15 protein-coding genes are annotated in these 14315 nt (G+C 71.6%); 11 read left to right on the forward strand and 4 right to left on the reverse strand.

The features are described from left to right. Positions 1–7: 7 nt before the first annotated feature. Together HNQ09_RS03435 and HNQ09_RS03440 are read right to left on the reverse strand one after the other, a co-directional pair. Complete coding sequence (locus tag HNQ09_RS03435) at positions 8–736, reverse strand: alpha/beta fold hydrolase (protein WP_184025530.1); 729 nt, start codon at positions 734–736, stop codon at positions 8–10. Beyond that, positions 729–1829 carry an alpha/beta fold hydrolase gene (locus tag HNQ09_RS03440; RefSeq protein ID WP_184025533.1) on the reverse strand — a complete coding sequence of 367 codons (1101 nt, stop codon included), beginning with the start codon at positions 1827–1829 and terminating at the stop codon, positions 729–731. Before HNQ09_RS03440 ends, HNQ09_RS03435 begins: the two co-directional genes overlap by 8 nt. A gap of 122 nt (positions 1830–1951) precedes the next feature. Between HNQ09_RS03440 and HNQ09_RS03445 the strand changes: the two genes are divergently transcribed. The 5 genes from HNQ09_RS03445 to HNQ09_RS03465 all read left to right on the forward strand — a co-directional run bounded on the left by HNQ09_RS03445 (position 1952) and on the right by HNQ09_RS03465 (position 6768). Beyond that, positions 1952–3112, forward strand: a complete 1161-nt coding sequence (locus HNQ09_RS03445) for an ABC transporter substrate-binding protein (protein ID WP_184025536.1) — start codon at positions 1952–1954, stop codon at positions 3110–3112. Positions 3113–3235: 123 nt separating this feature from the next. Then, positions 3236–4096 (forward strand): branched-chain amino acid ABC transporter permease, encoded by an 861-nt coding sequence (locus HNQ09_RS03450; RefSeq protein ID WP_184025539.1) that lies wholly within the window; start codon positions 3236–3238, stop codon positions 4094–4096. Then, complete coding sequence (locus HNQ09_RS03455; protein ID WP_343057593.1) at positions 4093–5085, forward strand: branched-chain amino acid ABC transporter permease; 993 nt, start codon at positions 4093–4095, stop codon at positions 5083–5085. The genes HNQ09_RS03450 and HNQ09_RS03455 overlap by 4 nt, the downstream gene beginning before the upstream one ends. Positions 5086–5090: 5 nt before the next feature. Then, complete coding sequence (locus HNQ09_RS03460) at positions 5091–5864, forward strand: ABC transporter ATP-binding protein (RefSeq protein ID WP_184026177.1); 774 nt, start codon at positions 5091–5093, stop codon at positions 5862–5864. Between the two features lie 166 nt (positions 5865–6030). Beyond that, positions 6031–6768 (forward strand): ABC transporter ATP-binding protein, encoded by a 738-nt coding sequence (locus HNQ09_RS03465; protein ID WP_184025542.1) that lies wholly within the window; start codon positions 6031–6033, stop codon positions 6766–6768. A gap of 65 nt (positions 6769–6833) precedes the next feature. On the opposite strand, the gene HNQ09_RS03470 is transcribed toward HNQ09_RS03465, so the two are convergent. Then, entirely contained in the window at positions 6834–7574 is a 741-nt protein-coding gene (locus HNQ09_RS03470) for an alpha/beta hydrolase (RefSeq protein WP_246363111.1), read from the reverse strand. Positions 7575–7677: 103 nt separating this feature from the next. Here HNQ09_RS03470 and HNQ09_RS03475 point away from each other — a divergent pair, with 103 nt between their 5' ends. Continuing rightward, entirely contained in the window at positions 7678–8193 is a 516-nt protein-coding gene (locus HNQ09_RS03475) for a pyridoxamine 5'-phosphate oxidase family protein (protein ID WP_184025545.1), read from the forward strand. Positions 8194–8259: 66 nt separating this feature from the next. Here HNQ09_RS03475 and aspS read toward each other — a convergent pair whose 3' ends face one another. Then, positions 8260–9618, reverse strand: coding sequence for an aspartate--tRNA(Asn) ligase (aspS, locus tag HNQ09_RS03480; RefSeq protein ID WP_184025549.1), 1359 nt, complete (start codon positions 9616–9618; stop codon positions 8260–8262). Positions 9619–9849: 231 nt separating this feature from the next. Between aspS and HNQ09_RS03485 the strand changes: the two genes are divergently transcribed. The 5 genes from HNQ09_RS03485 to HNQ09_RS03505 are packed head-to-tail and all read left to right on the forward strand — an operon-like array spanning position 9850 to position 14311. Beyond that, on the forward strand, positions 9850–10404 hold the full coding sequence (locus HNQ09_RS03485) for a TetR/AcrR family transcriptional regulator (RefSeq protein ID WP_184025552.1): 555 nt from the start codon (positions 9850–9852) through the stop codon (positions 10402–10404). Beyond that, positions 10401–11726 carry an MFS transporter gene (locus tag HNQ09_RS03490; protein ID WP_184025555.1) on the forward strand — a complete coding sequence of 442 codons (1326 nt, stop codon included), beginning with the start codon at positions 10401–10403 and terminating at the stop codon, positions 11724–11726. The genes HNQ09_RS03485 and HNQ09_RS03490 overlap by 4 nt, the downstream gene beginning before the upstream one ends. A gap of 53 nt (positions 11727–11779) precedes the next feature. After that, positions 11780–12868, forward strand: a complete 1089-nt coding sequence (locus HNQ09_RS03495) for a 3'(2'),5'-bisphosphate nucleotidase CysQ family protein (RefSeq protein ID WP_184025558.1) — start codon at positions 11780–11782, stop codon at positions 12866–12868. 5 nt (positions 12869–12873) lie between these two features. Continuing rightward, a complete protein-coding gene (locus HNQ09_RS03500; protein ID WP_184025561.1) occupies positions 12874–13440 on the forward strand; it encodes a GNAT family N-acetyltransferase in 567 nt (188 codons plus the stop codon). Beyond that, positions 13421–14311, forward strand: coding sequence for an NAD(P)-dependent oxidoreductase (locus tag HNQ09_RS03505; RefSeq protein ID WP_184025564.1), 891 nt, complete (start codon positions 13421–13423; stop codon positions 14309–14311). The genes HNQ09_RS03500 and HNQ09_RS03505 overlap by 20 nt, the downstream gene beginning before the upstream one ends. Positions 14312–14315: the final 4 nt, after the last annotated feature.

Below are 14315 nucleotides of genomic sequence, written 5' to 3' on the forward strand. Positions count from 1 at the left end.
GCCCTACTCAGGACAGCGTGTCGAGGAAGGTTTGCAGTAGGGTCCGGAAGGTGGCGGGGTCCTCCTGCGGAAAGCCGTGGCCGACGCCGGGCAGCACGGTCGCGTCCGTTCCCAACGCCGCCGCCTGCGCCCGCACCAGTTCCGGCGTGACCAGCGTATCCAGTTCGCCCCCCAGGACGAGGACGGGCAGCCCGGCGAGGCGCTCCGGCTCCACGCTCCACGCGGCCAGGGCGCGGGCATTGCCGCTGTAATGGCTGGGGTCCATCTGGCCCGCGTGGTCCAGCAGCGTGCCGAAGTTGTCAAGGCGGCGCGACGGAAACAGCGCCCCCAGGCTCATCTCGCGCAACCCCGCATTGCCGCGCAGCAGTTCCAGCACGGGGTAATTCTCCTCGGGAGTCACCAGGCCGGCCAGGGGCGCCGACGCCGCCAGGACCAACCCGGCGTAGGCGTCCGGGCGACGGGCGGCCGCTTCCAGCACCACCGCCCCCCCCAGCGAGTGCCCCAGCAGCACCGGGCGGGTCACGCCCCGTTCGGCCGACCAGCCTTCCAACCAGTCGGCGTAGGCGGGGATGCTGACCTCGCCGTCGTGCGGGGTGCCCGCGAAGCCGGAGAGGTCGGGGGCGAGGACGCGCCAGCCCTGGGGCGGAGCGGCGAGGAGGTCGGCCCACCACGCGGAGGAGGCGAAGTTGCCGTGGACCGCGACCAGCGTGCGCTCCGGAACAGGGTGCTCAGGCATGGGAGGCCTCCCCGGCGGCCAGGGGAGGGTCGGGGGGCAGCGGCCCAGCGGGCAGCGTATCGTCCAGCAGCGAGCGCAGCAGCCCGGCAAAGGGCGCCGTGTCCGCCACGCAGCCCAGGTGGCCGTGCGGCGAGTCGTATTCCAGATGGGTGTGCGCCACGCCCGCCGCGCGGCCCGCCCCGGCAAAGGCGCGCATCTCGTGGGCGGGGAAGAACTGGTCGCCCCGGATGTTCACGGTCAGCAGCCGCAGCCCCGCGTCCCGCCAGCGCGAGAACAGCTCGGCGCGGGGGAGGACCGCGTGCAGGTCGTGCGTCTCCACCACCCGCGCGAGGTCGAGGATATGGCCCAGGCTGGCCGTCTCCGAGCGCGAGCGCAGGTACTCCGCGAAGTCGGCGTTCCGGAAGGTGGCCTCCAGCCCGTCGGCACCCAGGCCGAAAAAGGAGATCAGCCGCAGGGCCGCCTCCAGCCCGCCCGTGGGCGCCACGTCGCGCAGCAGCGGCCCGAAGGCCCCGCGCAGCACCGGCCCCGCGCAGGGGCTGGTGGCGACGGCGGCCACCCGGGGGGCCAGCTCGGGCGCGCGCGCCGCCCACTGAAGCGCCTGCATACCGCCCAGGCTGGGACCGATCACCGCGTGCCAGCGGGCCAGGCCCAGCGACCGCAGCAGCTCGGCTTGCAGGCGGTGCAGGTCCGCGAAGCCCCAGGCGGGAAAACGCCCCCCCCAGGGCTGGCCGTCCGGGTGCCCCGTGTCCGGCCCGGTGGTCACGACGCCGGGGTCGCGGGCCTGCACGTTGGAGAGGGTGTTCATCGCCACCACGAAGTAGCGCCCCGTGTCCACCGCACGCCCCGGCCCGATCAGGGGCGACCACCAACCGGGGGCGCCGCCCACGCCCGCCGCCTGCGCCGTCCCCGTGTAGTAGTGGCAGACCAGCACGGCGTTGTCCCGCGCCGCGCTCAGACGCCCCCAGCTTCGCACGCCCAGCCGCACCGGCACCGGCACGCCCGCCAGCAGCGCCGTGACCTCCAGCGTCCAGGCACCCGGCGGCGCTTCCCGCTCCAGGCTCGCCCCCACCCCCCCCAGCTCGTCGTCTCGCATTACTCGAGAGGGTAGGGGGACCGCGTAACGGGGCGGTCACAGGGCGGGGAGGCGGCGGGCGCAGCGGCGACGGGGCACCTGTAACGCCGATGTGACGCCCCCCCTCTAGACTGCCGGCGAACATGAAAAAGATGCTACTGACGGGCGTACTGCTCGCGCTCTCCGGCGCGGGCGCGGTGAAAGTCGGCGTGCTGCTTCCCCTCACGGGGGCGGGCAGCGTGTCCGGGCAGGCGGCCAGGAGCGGCTACCTGCTCGCGCTCGACGAGATCAACCGGGCCGGGGGCGTCCTGGGTAAACCCCTGGAGGTCGAGTTCGCCGACGACGGCTCCTCCCCGGCCAAGGCGGTGCCCGAGTTCGTCAAGCTGGTCACGGTCGAGAAGGTGGACTTCATGGCGGGCGGCGTGAGCAGCGCCACCTCCATCGCCATCAGCGGCCCGGCCAAGCAGTACAACACCTTCATGGCCTGGATCGGGGCCGCCGCCGTGCCCGTCGAGGACGCCTTTGCGGACCATCCCTACTTCTTCCACTACCACCCCTGGTCCTACTACAACTTCGAGGCGATCCTGGGTTACTTCAAGACGCTCAAGACGCAGAAGAAGGCGAAAAACATCGCCATCGCCTACGAGGACGGCCCCTTCGGCTCGGCGGGCATCGCGGATACGGTCGCGGCCTTCAAGAAAGCGGGCTTCAACGTCGTGATGACCGAGAAGTTCAAGACGGGCAGCGGCAACTTCGGCCCGATCGTCAGCAAGGCCAAGGCCGCCAAGCCCGACATCTTCTACTGGGTGGGCTACGACACCGACGCCCTGCCGCTGGCGACCGAGATCAAGCAGCAGAACCTGCAACTCGGGCTGCTGTACGGCACCCCGCCCTCCTGGCCGGTCGGCTTCGAGAAGAACAAGCTCTCGGACAACGTCGCGGGCCTGAGCCTGTGGCTGCCCGCCAGCCCGCAGGCCGAGAGCCGCAAGTTTGTCGCCGCCTACAAGAAGAAGTTCGGCACCGTGACCGAGGAATACTTCGCGCCGCTGGCCTACGTGAACCTCAAGACGCTGGCCGCCGCCATCAACAAGGCGGGGAGCACCGACAAGGACAAGGTCGCCGCCGAACTTGCCAGGACGAACACGCCCACGCCCTTTGGTCCGCTGACCTTTTCCAAGAGCAACAAGACCCAGTACCAGGGCTTCAAGGCCGGAAACTGGCTGCACTTCCAGTTCCTGGGCGACGACCGCGTGCCGGTCTTCCCGATCCGGTTCGCCCAGAAGCCGATGGTGTGGGGCAAGTAGGCCGTCAGCGGTCAGCTCTCAGCCGTCAGATGCGAAAAGCTCCAGGCTGAACACTGACCGCCTCCCAGGGCCGCCCGCCAGCACCGGGGCGGCCTCCCTTCTTCCCGGACGGAGCTTCCCTGTATGGAACTGTTTTTACAAACCCTGCTCAACGGCCTGCTCCAGAGCGGCATCTACGCGCTGGTCGCCTCGGGGCTGGCGCTGGCGGTCGGCGTGGTGGGCATCGTGAACTTCGCGCACGGCGAATTCCTGATGATCGGCGCCTTTCTGGCCTGGGCGCTGAGCGCGTACCTGGGCGTGGACCCCCTGATCTCGCTGCCCTTCGCCGCGCTGGCCGTTTTCGGTGTCGGCGCGCTGACCTACCGGGTCAGCATCCGGCACGTGCTGCTGGCCCCCGAACTCAACCAGATGCTGCTGACCTTCGGGCTGGGCATCCTGCTGCAAAACGTGGCGCTGATGTGGCTGGGCGGCAACACCCGCACGGTCACCACGCCGTACCAGGGCAGCAGCCTCAGCCTGGGCGACCTCAGCGTGGGCGGGCCGAAAGCCGTCGCGTTCGGCTTCGCGGTCGCGATTCTGGCGGGGCTGTACGCGGTGCTGTACCGCACCACCCTGGGCCGCCAGATGCGCGCAGTGGCGCAAAACCGCCGGGGATCGCAACTCATCGGCATCGACGTGGACCGGGTGTACCTGATCGCCTTCGCGGTGAGCTGCGCCCTGGCGGCGGTCGCGGGCGTGCTGGTGGCCGTGCTGCTGTTCGCCTCGCCCACCGTCGGGCTGGTGTTCGCCCTCAAGGCCTTCGCGATCATCGTGATGGCGGGGCTGGGCAACCTGACGGGCGTGCTGTGGGCGTCGGTCGTGCTGGGCGTGTCTGAAGCGCTGGTGCAGACCTACGTGCCCGGCGGCGGCGGCTGGAGCGACGCCGTGTTCTTCCTCCTGATCTTCGCCACGCTGGTCTTCCGCTCGTTCCGGGGGGCGCGGTGACGCGGGAGATGGGGAGCCGCGCGCGGGAGGCGGCCCGAACCGTCACCCGCCGCCCCGACTTCACCGCGCGGTCGCTGGTGCCGCTGGGCCTCTTTTTCGGGCTGGCGCTGGCGTTCCCCTTCCTGCCGCTGGGGGACCGGGCCGAGTACCTCCTCCAGATCGCCTTTTTCACGCTGGTGGCAGGGGTGCTCGCGCTGTCGTGGGACATCCTGGCGCGCAGCGGACAGGTCAGCCTCGCGCACGCGGCCTTTTACGGCCTGGGCGCCTACGGCTTCGCGCTGCTGAGCAAGGCGATGCCCTGGTTCCTGGCGATGCCGCTCGCGGCCGTGCTCGCCGGGCTGATCTCGCTGATTCTGGGAGCGGTGACCATGCGCCTGAGCGGGATGTATTTCGCCATCGCCACGCTGGCTTTCACGGAAGTCGTGCGGACGGTGATCCAGAACCTGCCTGAACCTGTCGCGGGCGGCGCCAACGGCCTGCTGGTCCCGGCGCTGCTGGGCGGCAACGCGCGCGGGCAGTATTTCCTGGCCTTCGGGGTGCTCTTGTTCACGGCGCTGGTCAGCCTCGCGATCCGGCGCTCGCGGCTGCACCACGCCTTCGCGGCGATCCGGCAGGGCGAGGAGACGGCGCGGGTGCTGGGCGTCTCCGTGGTGCGCTACAAGCTGCTGGCTTTTTTCATCTCCTCGTCGCTGGCGGCGCTGGGCGGCGTGCTGTACGCGGGCAAGACCTTTTTCATCAACCCGCTGGAGACCTTCAGCCTCGCCAACTCCATCGCGCCGCTGACGACCTCGATCTTCGGGGGGCTGTACACCACGCTGGGACCGATCCTGGGGGCCACGGTGCTGCGGGTGGCCGAGGAGCTGCTGCACAACTCGGTGAAAAACGGCTACCTCGTCGTGTACGGCCTGGTCCTGATGCTGAGCATCCTGTGGCTGCCGCGCGGGTTGATGGGGTTGTTCAAGAAGGGCAAGCAGGGGGGGGACCTGTGACGGTGATGGCAGCCAGCAGCCAGCTTCCGGCGGCCGGCCCTGGGGACACCGTGCTGCGGGCCGAGGGCCTCAGCAAGCGCTTCGGGGGCCTCCACGCCGTGCGGGACGTGACCTTCAGCCAGTACGCGGGCGAGATTCTGGCGGTCATCGGGCCGAACGGGGCCGGAAAGACCACGCTGCTCAACCTGCTCTCGGGCGTGTACCGGCCCACTTCGGGGCGGCTGCATCTGCTGGGCCGCGACGTGACGGCCGCCAGCATGGAGGCGCGCTGCCACGCCGGGCTGGGCCGCGCCTTCCAGATCGTGCGGCCCTTTCCCGAGATGACGGTCCACGAGAACGTGACGGTGGGGGCGCTGTTCGGCAAGCCCGGCGGGCGGCTGCCGGGGGCGCGCGAACGGGCCTACGACCTGCTGGAGCGCACCGGCCTCGCCGCGCACGCCGACAAGGCCGCGCACGAGCTGACCTTGCTCCAGGACAAGCGGCTGGAGGTCGCCCGCGCCCTGGCGACCGAGCCGCGCGTCCTGCTGCTCGACGAGGTGATGGCGGGGCTGCGCCCGGCCGAGGCGCAGGAGGCCGTGCAACTCGTGCGGGGCGTGCAGGAGAGCGGGGTCAGCGTGCTGTTTATCGAACACATCATGCCGGTGGTGCGCGACCTGGCCGACCGGGTGGTCGTGATGGACCAGGGGCAGGTGCTCGCCGAGGGCACCTACCGCGAGGTGACGGCCAATCCGCAGGTGGTCGCGGCGTACCTGGGCACGGAAGAGGGGCTGCACGCATGAGCAGAAGAGGGAAGCAGGAGGCGGGACGCGGGGTGCGGTATTCGGGCGCCAGGGAGGGCCGGGGTCTTGCAGCCCTTTATCCGCCGCCTTTCACCGCACGAGGCGAGCAGAGGATTTTTTCCGCGCACTGCGCACCGCTCACCGTGCCCCACCCGGAGGCCCGCCGATGACCGCCACCCCTCCCCTGCCCGGCCAGGACCTCGTGATCGAGGGGCTTGCCGCAGGCTACGGCAAGGTGCAGGTGCTGTGGGACGTGGGCCTGCACGTGCGGCCCGGCGAGTTCGTCGCCATGATCGGGGCGAACGGGGCGGGCAAGACGACCACCCTGCGCGCCGTGAGCGGCGTGGTGAGGCCCTCGGGCGGGCGCATCCTGCTCGGCGGGCAGGACATCACCCGCGCCACCCCGTCACAGATCGTGCGGCTGGGGCTGGGGCATGTGCCCGAGGGCCGCGAACTCTTCCCGCTGATGACCGTGCGCGAGAACCTCGACCTCGGGGCGGCGATGCGGCCGGAGGCGCGGGCGGCGCAGGTGCAGACGCTGGACTACGTGTACACGCTCTTTCCGCGCCTTCAGGAACGCGCCGCGCAGCTCGCCGGGACCCTGTCGGGCGGCGAGCAGCAGATGGTCGCCGTGGGCCGGGCGCTGATGGGCCGCCCCTCGGTGCTGGTGGTGGACGAACCCAGCCTGGGCCTCTCGCCGCTGATGACCCAGACCGTGTTCGGGGCGCTGAAAGCCGTGAACGCCGAGGGCGTGACCGTCCTCCTCGTCGAGCAGAACGTGGGCCTGAGCCTCAAGCTCGCCGACCGGGCCTACGTGCTGGAAAACGGGCAGGTCGTCAACGAGGGGACGGGCGCGGCGCTGCTGGCCGACCCGAAGGTGCGCGAGGCTTATCTGGCGCTGTAGACCGGGGGCAGGCAGAGCCAGGGCGCGGGGCGCGGGAGAGATACGCTTTCCCCGCGCCCCGCGCCCTAACCCCCCGTCAAGAACCGCCCCGTCTCGCGGTACAGCAGCTCCACCGCCTCCAGCGAGTCGAAGGTGTGGTTGGCGCCGGGAATGGCGACCGCGTCGCAGCCCAGCGCCCCGGCGTAGCGCACCCCGAAGGCGGGGGGGCAGACCGTGTCGGCGTCGCCGTGAAAGACGCGGGCCACGCCGCCCCAGCGCCCGGCGGCCTCCAGCGGCTTCACGCGCGGCATCTCCAGCAGAAATTCGCGGCCCAGCGGCCAGCCCCCGTGGTCGAGGATCACGGGCGGCGCGTAGCCCCCGCGCAGCAGCGGGAGCCACAGCTCGGGCAGGGCGGGCGCCCAGAGGGCCAGGCGGTGGGGCCGCACTTTCTCTGCCGCGAGGGCCGCGACCAGGCCGCCCATGCTGAACCCCAGCAGCATGACCCGCTCGGGGTCGAGCATCGGCAGGCCGCGCAGGTAAGCGAACGCGGCCTCCACGTCCTCGACCTCGCGGGCGACCGTCATCTCGGAAAAGTCCCCCTCGGACTCGCCGCTGCCCCGGAAGTCGAAGCGCAACGAGGCCACGCCGCGCGCCGCCAGGTGCCGCGAGAGCAGCGGCAACAGGCGGTGGTCACCCCCACGGTTCCCGGTAAAGCCGTGCAGGACGACCACGCTGGGCCAGCCCTGCGCGGGGGCCTCGCCGTCCGGGACATGCAGCATGCCGTAGACGCGCTGGGCGCCCACCTTGAACTGCGCGAACTGTTCCATGCGGGTGATTGTGGCAGGAGTGAGAGCGGCAGGAGCGGAGGGACAACGGCGACTCAAGCCCGCGCCCAGCGCCCCCCCTTACACTGCCCGCAAGGGAGGAGCCATGACCGAAGCGCAGCACGTCGATGACCCCCAGGAGGCCGCCCGCCTGCTGGCCGAGAAGATCAAGGGCGTCCGCTTTGCCACCTTCACGACCGTCGCGGAGGACGGCTCGCTGCACGGCCGCCCGATGGCGACCCAGCAGGCCGACTTTGACGGCGACCTGTGGTTTTTCAGCTACGCCGACAGCCACAAGGTGGAGGACGTTCGCCGCAATCCCCAGGTCAATCTCGGGTACAACGAGCCTCAGAAGAACCTGTGGGTCAACGTGACGGGCACGGCGGAAGTGGTGGACGACCGCGCCAAGATGCAGGAGCTGTGGGAAGCCCCGCTGAAGGCCTTTTTTCCGGACGGGGTGGACGACCCCAACCTCACGCTGCTGAAGGTCACGCCCGCGCGGGCCGAGTACTGGGACGGTCCTTCCAGCAGCATCGGGAGGATCGTCGCCTTTGCCCGCACCCTGGCGAGCGGGGGCAAGACGCCGCCGGGAAAAGACGTGAAGCTCGACCTGGAAGGCTAGCCCTGCTCAGCCCCGCCCCAGAAGACGACCCCGCCCCAGTGTCGGATCGGGCGGGGTCGTCCGCGCTCAGGGCGTCAGGCGGTGGCGGTCACGCGGGAAGGCCCGCGCGTAGCGCACGTTGCTGATTCCCAGCAGCTTGGCGGTCAGCCGCTCGGCCCCGATGGCGAAGCCGCCGTGGGGGGGCATCCCGTACTTGAAGACCTCGGTGTAGCCCGCCAGGGCCTCGGGGTTGAGGCGGTAGGCGGCGATAGACTCGAGCAGCATCGCGTGGTCGTGGATGCGCTGCCCGCCCGAGGTGATCTCGATGCCCCGGAACAGCAGGTCGAAGCCGCGCGTGAGTTCGGCGTCCGCGCTGCCGTCCGCGTTCAGCTCGGGGTGCGCGTAGAAGGGCCGGGCCGCGCGCGGATACTTGGTCACGAACACGAAGTCGCTGCCGTGGGCCTCGGCGTAGTGCCCCGAGAGCAGCCGCTCGGCCTCCGGGTCGAGGTCCTTGCCGTGGACCGCGTGGCCGTACTTCTCCTGCACGAGCTGGCGGGCCTCCAGCAGCGGGATGCGGGGAATGTGGGCGGGCACCTCGGGCAGCGCGGCGCCCAGCAGCGCGAGTTCGGGCTGCGCGCGCTCCGCGAGGCGGGCCATGATCGCGGCCAGGACGCGGGTTTCGAGGTCCATCACGTCCTCCTCGGACTCGATGAAGCCCAGCTCCACGTCGAGGCTGAGGTATTCGTTGAGGTGGCGGGAGGTCGCGTGCTCCTCCGCGCGGTAGACGGGCGCGACCTCGAACACCCGCTCGAAGACGCCGACCATGATCTGCTTGTACAGCTGCGGACTCTGCGCGAGGTAGGCGGGCTGCCCGAAGTAGTCGATGGGAAAGAGGTTCGCGCCGCCCTCGGCCCCCGCCGAGACGATCTTGGGCGTGCTGATCTCGGTGAAGCCCTCATGGATCAGGTGGTCGCGAAAGGCCGCCACCAGTTCGGCCTGCACCTTCAGCGCCGCCCGTTCCTTGAGGCCGCGCACGGTCACCACCCGGTAGTCCAGCAGCGTTTCGGGGTTGACATGCCAGTCCAGCTTGGGAAGCTCGACCGGGGACGGCTCCACGGCCGCAGTCACGACCCGCAGGCTCTGAAGGTGCACCTCGTAGCCGCCGGGCGCCTTGGGGTGCGCCGCGACCCGGCCGACGACCTCCACGCTGCTTTCCGGCAGCGGCAGTTCCAGGCCGCTGCCCACGCACTGCACCACCCCGGCGCGGTCGCGCAGCACCAGAAACTGCACGCCCCCCAGGTCGCGGCGGGCGTGCAGGAAGCCTTGCAGTTTCACGGTCTGCCCCTCATGGGCAGGCAGGTCACGGCTCAGCGTCCGCTGAAGCTGCGAAGGAGCGGGCTGGCGTTCACTGGTCTGGGGTTTACCGGTCTGGGGTTCGCTGGTCATGGTCTGGACCTCTTTTGAAAAGGAAGTGCCCCCGACCTCGTGGAGGGGTCGGGGGCGCGGCGGTATGCGGCGAGGCGTCCCCTAACAGGGATCGTCATTCACGTTGCTGAGCGCCGCAGTCATTCCGGAAAGTGTAGCGGCACACCTTCGCGGGGTCAATCTCGGGGAGCTAGGCAGGAGAAGGGGCCATACCCTCACCCCTATCGACCGTCCGGACGGTATGCTGAGGATATGACCCGGACCCGGAATCCCGAACTTACCCGCGCGGCGCTGCTGGACGCGGCGGGGCGTGTGCTCCAGACGCAGGGAGCGGCGCTCTCGCTGGACGCCGTGGCCCGCGAGGCGGGCGTCAGCAAGGGCGGGTTGCTGCACCACTACCCCAGCCGCGAGGCGCTGCTCTCGGCGCTGGCGCACGAGCTGATCGCGCGTTTTCGGGCGTGTGTGGAACAGGCCCGCGCCCGCGAGGTCGCCGCGCACGGGGGGGCGCCGGGCGCCTGGCTGCGCGCCTATATCGAGGTGAGCTTCACGCCGCAGGCGGGCGAGGAAGCATTGATCGCCGCGCTCGCGCCGCTGGCGGGCCATCCCGAGCTGCTCGCGGGCTTACGGGCGGCGCAGGCGTTCGTCGTGGAGGAGGTTGAGGCGGACGGCCTGCCGCCGGGCCGCGCCCACGCGATCCGCCTCGCCTGCGACGCCCTGGCCCTGGGACCGCTGACCGGCGTGCCGGACCTGGGCGCCGAGGGGCGGGCCGCGCTGCGGGAGCAGCTGCTGGCCTGGACGCGGGGATGACCGGCGCGGACACGGCGGCTCTCCCGGGCCACCTCGACCCCGGCCCGGGGTGGCAGCGGCGCTACTGGGCGATCTTCGGCGGGCAGGCGCTCTCGCTGACCGGCTCGGCGCTGACCCAGTTCGTGCTGCTGTGGTGGATCACAGACACGACCGGCAGCGTCTCGGCGCTGGCGACGGCGGGCATGGCCGCGCTGCTGCCCCAGGCGCTGCTGGGACCCCTGGGCGGCACCTTCGCCGACCGCTACAGCCGCCGCCTGCTGATGATCGGGGCTGATACGGTCAGCGCCGCGTGCATGCTGGTGCTGATCTTTCTGTTCAGCACGGGCCGGGTGGAACTGTGGCACGTCTACACCATGATGTTCATCCGCTCCTCGATGCAGGCGTTTCAGGCTCCGGCGGCGGCGGCCAGCACGGCGATGCTGGTGCCCGCCGACTTTTTGCCGCGGGCGGCGGGGCTGAACCAGACCCTCCAGGGCGTGATGACGGTCGCCGCCGCGCCGCTGGGCGCGCTCGCCATCAGCGTGCTGCCGCTGGGGGCGGCCCTGGGCATCGACGTGGCGACGGCGCTGCTGGGCATCTTGCCGCTGCTGCTGTTCCGCATTCCGCAGCTGCGCCTGTCCCGGGGGGAGCGCGCGGGTGTGTGGGCCGAGTTCCGCGAGGGGGTGCGGCTGGTCTGGGGCCATCCCGGGCTGCGGCGGCTGTACCTGCTGCTGGGCGCCGTCGTGCTGACGGTCATGCCCACCTTTACCCTGACGCCGCTGCTGGTGAAGTCGCATTTCGGGGGCGGGCCGGGGGCGGTCGCGCTGATGGAGGGACTGTCGGGGGTCGGCATGGTCGCGGGCGGGCTGGCGGTCGCCGTGCTGGCGCCGAAGCGGCGGGTGGTCACGGTGCTGCTGGCGCTGGCCCTGTCGTGCCTGACGGTGGCCCTGACCGCCCTGGCGCCCGGGGACGCCTTCTGGCTGGCGGTCGTGTGGTGGGTGGTGAGCGGTGTGACCTTTTCTTTCGGCAACGCGCCGATGACTGCCGTGCTCCAGACCGTGATTCCCAACCAGCTTCAGGGCCGGGCGCTGTCGCTGCTCTCCACCGTGATGGGGCTGGCGGGTCCCGCCGGGCTGGCGCTGGCCGGGCCGCTGGGCGAGTGGGCCGGGGTGCGCGGCGTCTTCGTGGTGGGGGGCGTGCTCTCGGCGCTGGCGTGCCTGGCGGGTTTTCTCTCGCCCGCCCTGCTGCGGCTGGACCGCGGCGCGCCCCTGGAGGCGCCGGGGGCCACCCTGCCGACGGGCGGGACCGGGACCGGGACCGCAGAGGCCCGTCAGGACCCCTGAGCAACCGCCGGGGCAGGGCAGGCGCGCCGCTGCTCCTGCACTATCCTCCACCCATGACCCGCGCCCCTTCTTCCCCATTCGCGGCCGAGCTGGACACCGCCGCCCGCCTGGCCCTGGAGGCCGGTGCGCTGCTCCGGGCACACCTGGCGCGCGGCCTGACCGTCGAGCACAAGACTGGCGCGGACGACCCCGTCACCGCCGCCGACCGCGAGGCGTCCGAGCTGATCCTGGCGGGGCTGCGCGCGGCCTTTCCGGAAGACGGGTTGCTCAGCGAGGAAGCCGCCGACGACCCCACGCGGCTGGCCCGGCAGCGGGTCTGGATCGTGGACCCCATCGACGGCACGAAGGAGTTCACCTCGGGCAGCCCCGACTACGCGGTCAGCATCGGCCTGGCGGTCGGCGGCGAACCCGTGCTGGGTGTGGTCTACGCGCCCGCTGGCGACGAGCTGTTCGCCGGAGCGGTCGGGGGAGGCGTGACCAAGAACGGGCGGGCGGCAGGCTTCAGCGACCGGGCCGGGTACGTGGTCAGCGTGTCGGACACCGAGTTCAAGCGGGAACTGCACCGCCATGACCTCCCCGGCCTGGTGCCCAGCGGCTCCATCGCCCTGAAGCTGGCGCGCATCGCGGCGGGCGAGGCGGACGTGACCTTTTCGATGTCCCCGCGTTCCGAATGGGACCTGGCGGGCGGGCACGCGCTGCTGCGGGCGGCGGGTGGCGAGTTGCGGCGGCGCGACGGGCGGAGCATTCGCTACAACCTCGGGCGGCCCCACATCGAGCAGGGGATCATCGGTGGGCGGCTGGACGCGCTGACGTGGCTGGAGGGCGAACTCGCCGCGCGCGGGCTGCCCACCGCCCACCTGGGGCTGACTGAAGCCGATCCCGCCTGGGCCACCCTCCCGGAGGCCGATCAGGCGGCCCTGCGCGGACACCCCGGCGTGTTCGTGCGCCACGCGGCCGGACAGGTGCTGGCGCTGGTGGTCGTGGGCGCCAGCGGCGCGGTCGAGCGGGCTTCAGGGGACGCCTTTCACCTCGAACGCCTGACACGCGACGTGACCCGGGCGCTGGGTTCATCAGTGCTGGGGTCTTCGGCGCTGAACACTGTCGGCCGGGCGGCGCTCCCGGCGGCCGGGGGGCTAGACTGACCCGCATGGCGGCGGACGGCACGGCGAGCGGGTGGGGGCGCGTGGCCCTCAAGCCCGTGGCCGACTTCACCCCCGCCGAGTGGAGCACGCTCTACCGCTTCTTCCGCGACCGCGAACTCGCGGACTGGAACGACGCCAAACCCATCCGGCTGCCCGAGTGGCTCTTTCGCCGGGTCATGCTGGAAGAAGAGCAGACCGGCGAGCGCGCGGGCTTCGGCGTGCTGAGCGAAACCGGCGAGCTGATCGGCAGCGCCGAGCTGTACGACCTGCGCCCACCGCCCCCCGCCACGCCGACCACCGGCACGTTGGGGGTGATGATCGGCCTGCGCGCGCTGTGGGGCCAGGGCTACGGGCGCGAGGCCGTGATGGCGCTGCTGAACTGGGCCTTTCGGGAGCGGGGGCAGCCCCTCACCCGGGTGCGCCTGACCACCTTCGGGCACAACCGCCGCGCCCAGCGGGCTTTCCTGGCCTGCGGCTTTCGCGAGGTCGGGCGCAGCGAAGGCCCCGGCCGCACCGACGTTCACATGGAGATCACGAGGGGAGAGTGGTTGGATGCGCGTGCTGGTGCCTGATCTGCCTGCGTTCCGGGCGTTGCGGCTGGAGGGGTTGGACCTCATTTCCTACGGCCCCGCCGGGCTGCCCCAGGGCGAGGCCGACGGCCTGGTGCTGTGGCTCGCCACTGCCGAGCAGCGCGGCGAGTTGCTGCGCTGGCCGGGCCTGAAATGGGTGCTGACCCTGACGGCGGGCATCGACCACGTGGCGGGGGCGCTGGCGCCGGACGTGACCCTCTACAACGCCCACCGCCTGCACGACCACGCGGTCGCCGTCCATGCGGCCGCCGGGATGCTCGCCGCCGCGCGCGGCCTGCACCACTTCCGCGACGCCCAGCACCGGGGGGAGTGGCGGCCCCGCCGCGACCTGAGCACGCTGGACGGGGCGCGGGTCGTGATCTGGGGATACGGGCATATCGGCCGGATTCTGGAAAGCCTGCTCGCGCCTTTCGGCGTCCGGGTCACGGGCATCCGGTCCAGCACCCCGCAGGCCGAGCGGGACGAGGCGCTGGCGGAGGCCGACTGGGTGGTCTTGCTGCTGCCGAACACGCCGCAGACGCGCGGCATCGTGGGCGCGGAAGTCCTCGCCCGCCTCAAACCCGGTGCCTGGCTGAGCAACCAGGGACGCGGCTCTCTGGTACAGCCGGAAGCGCTGCTCGCTGCCCTCGATTCCGGCCACCTCGGGGGCGCGGTCCTCGACGTGACCGACCCCGAGCCGCTGCCGCCGGGGCACCCGCTGTGGAGCCGCGAGAACGTGATCCTCACCCCGCATATCGCCAGCACGACCGCCGACCTCGTGCAGCGCGGGGCCGAGTACACGCGGGCCTTTCTGGAGGAGCTGAGGGCCGGGCGGGAGCCGCAGGGGCGGGTGGCGCGCGGGCGCGGGTACTGAAGAC

Origin of the sequence: Deinococcus budaensis (genome assembly GCF_014201885.1) — a bacterium.
Lineage (GTDB): Bacteria > Deinococcota > Deinococci > Deinococcales > Deinococcaceae > Deinococcus > Deinococcus budaensis.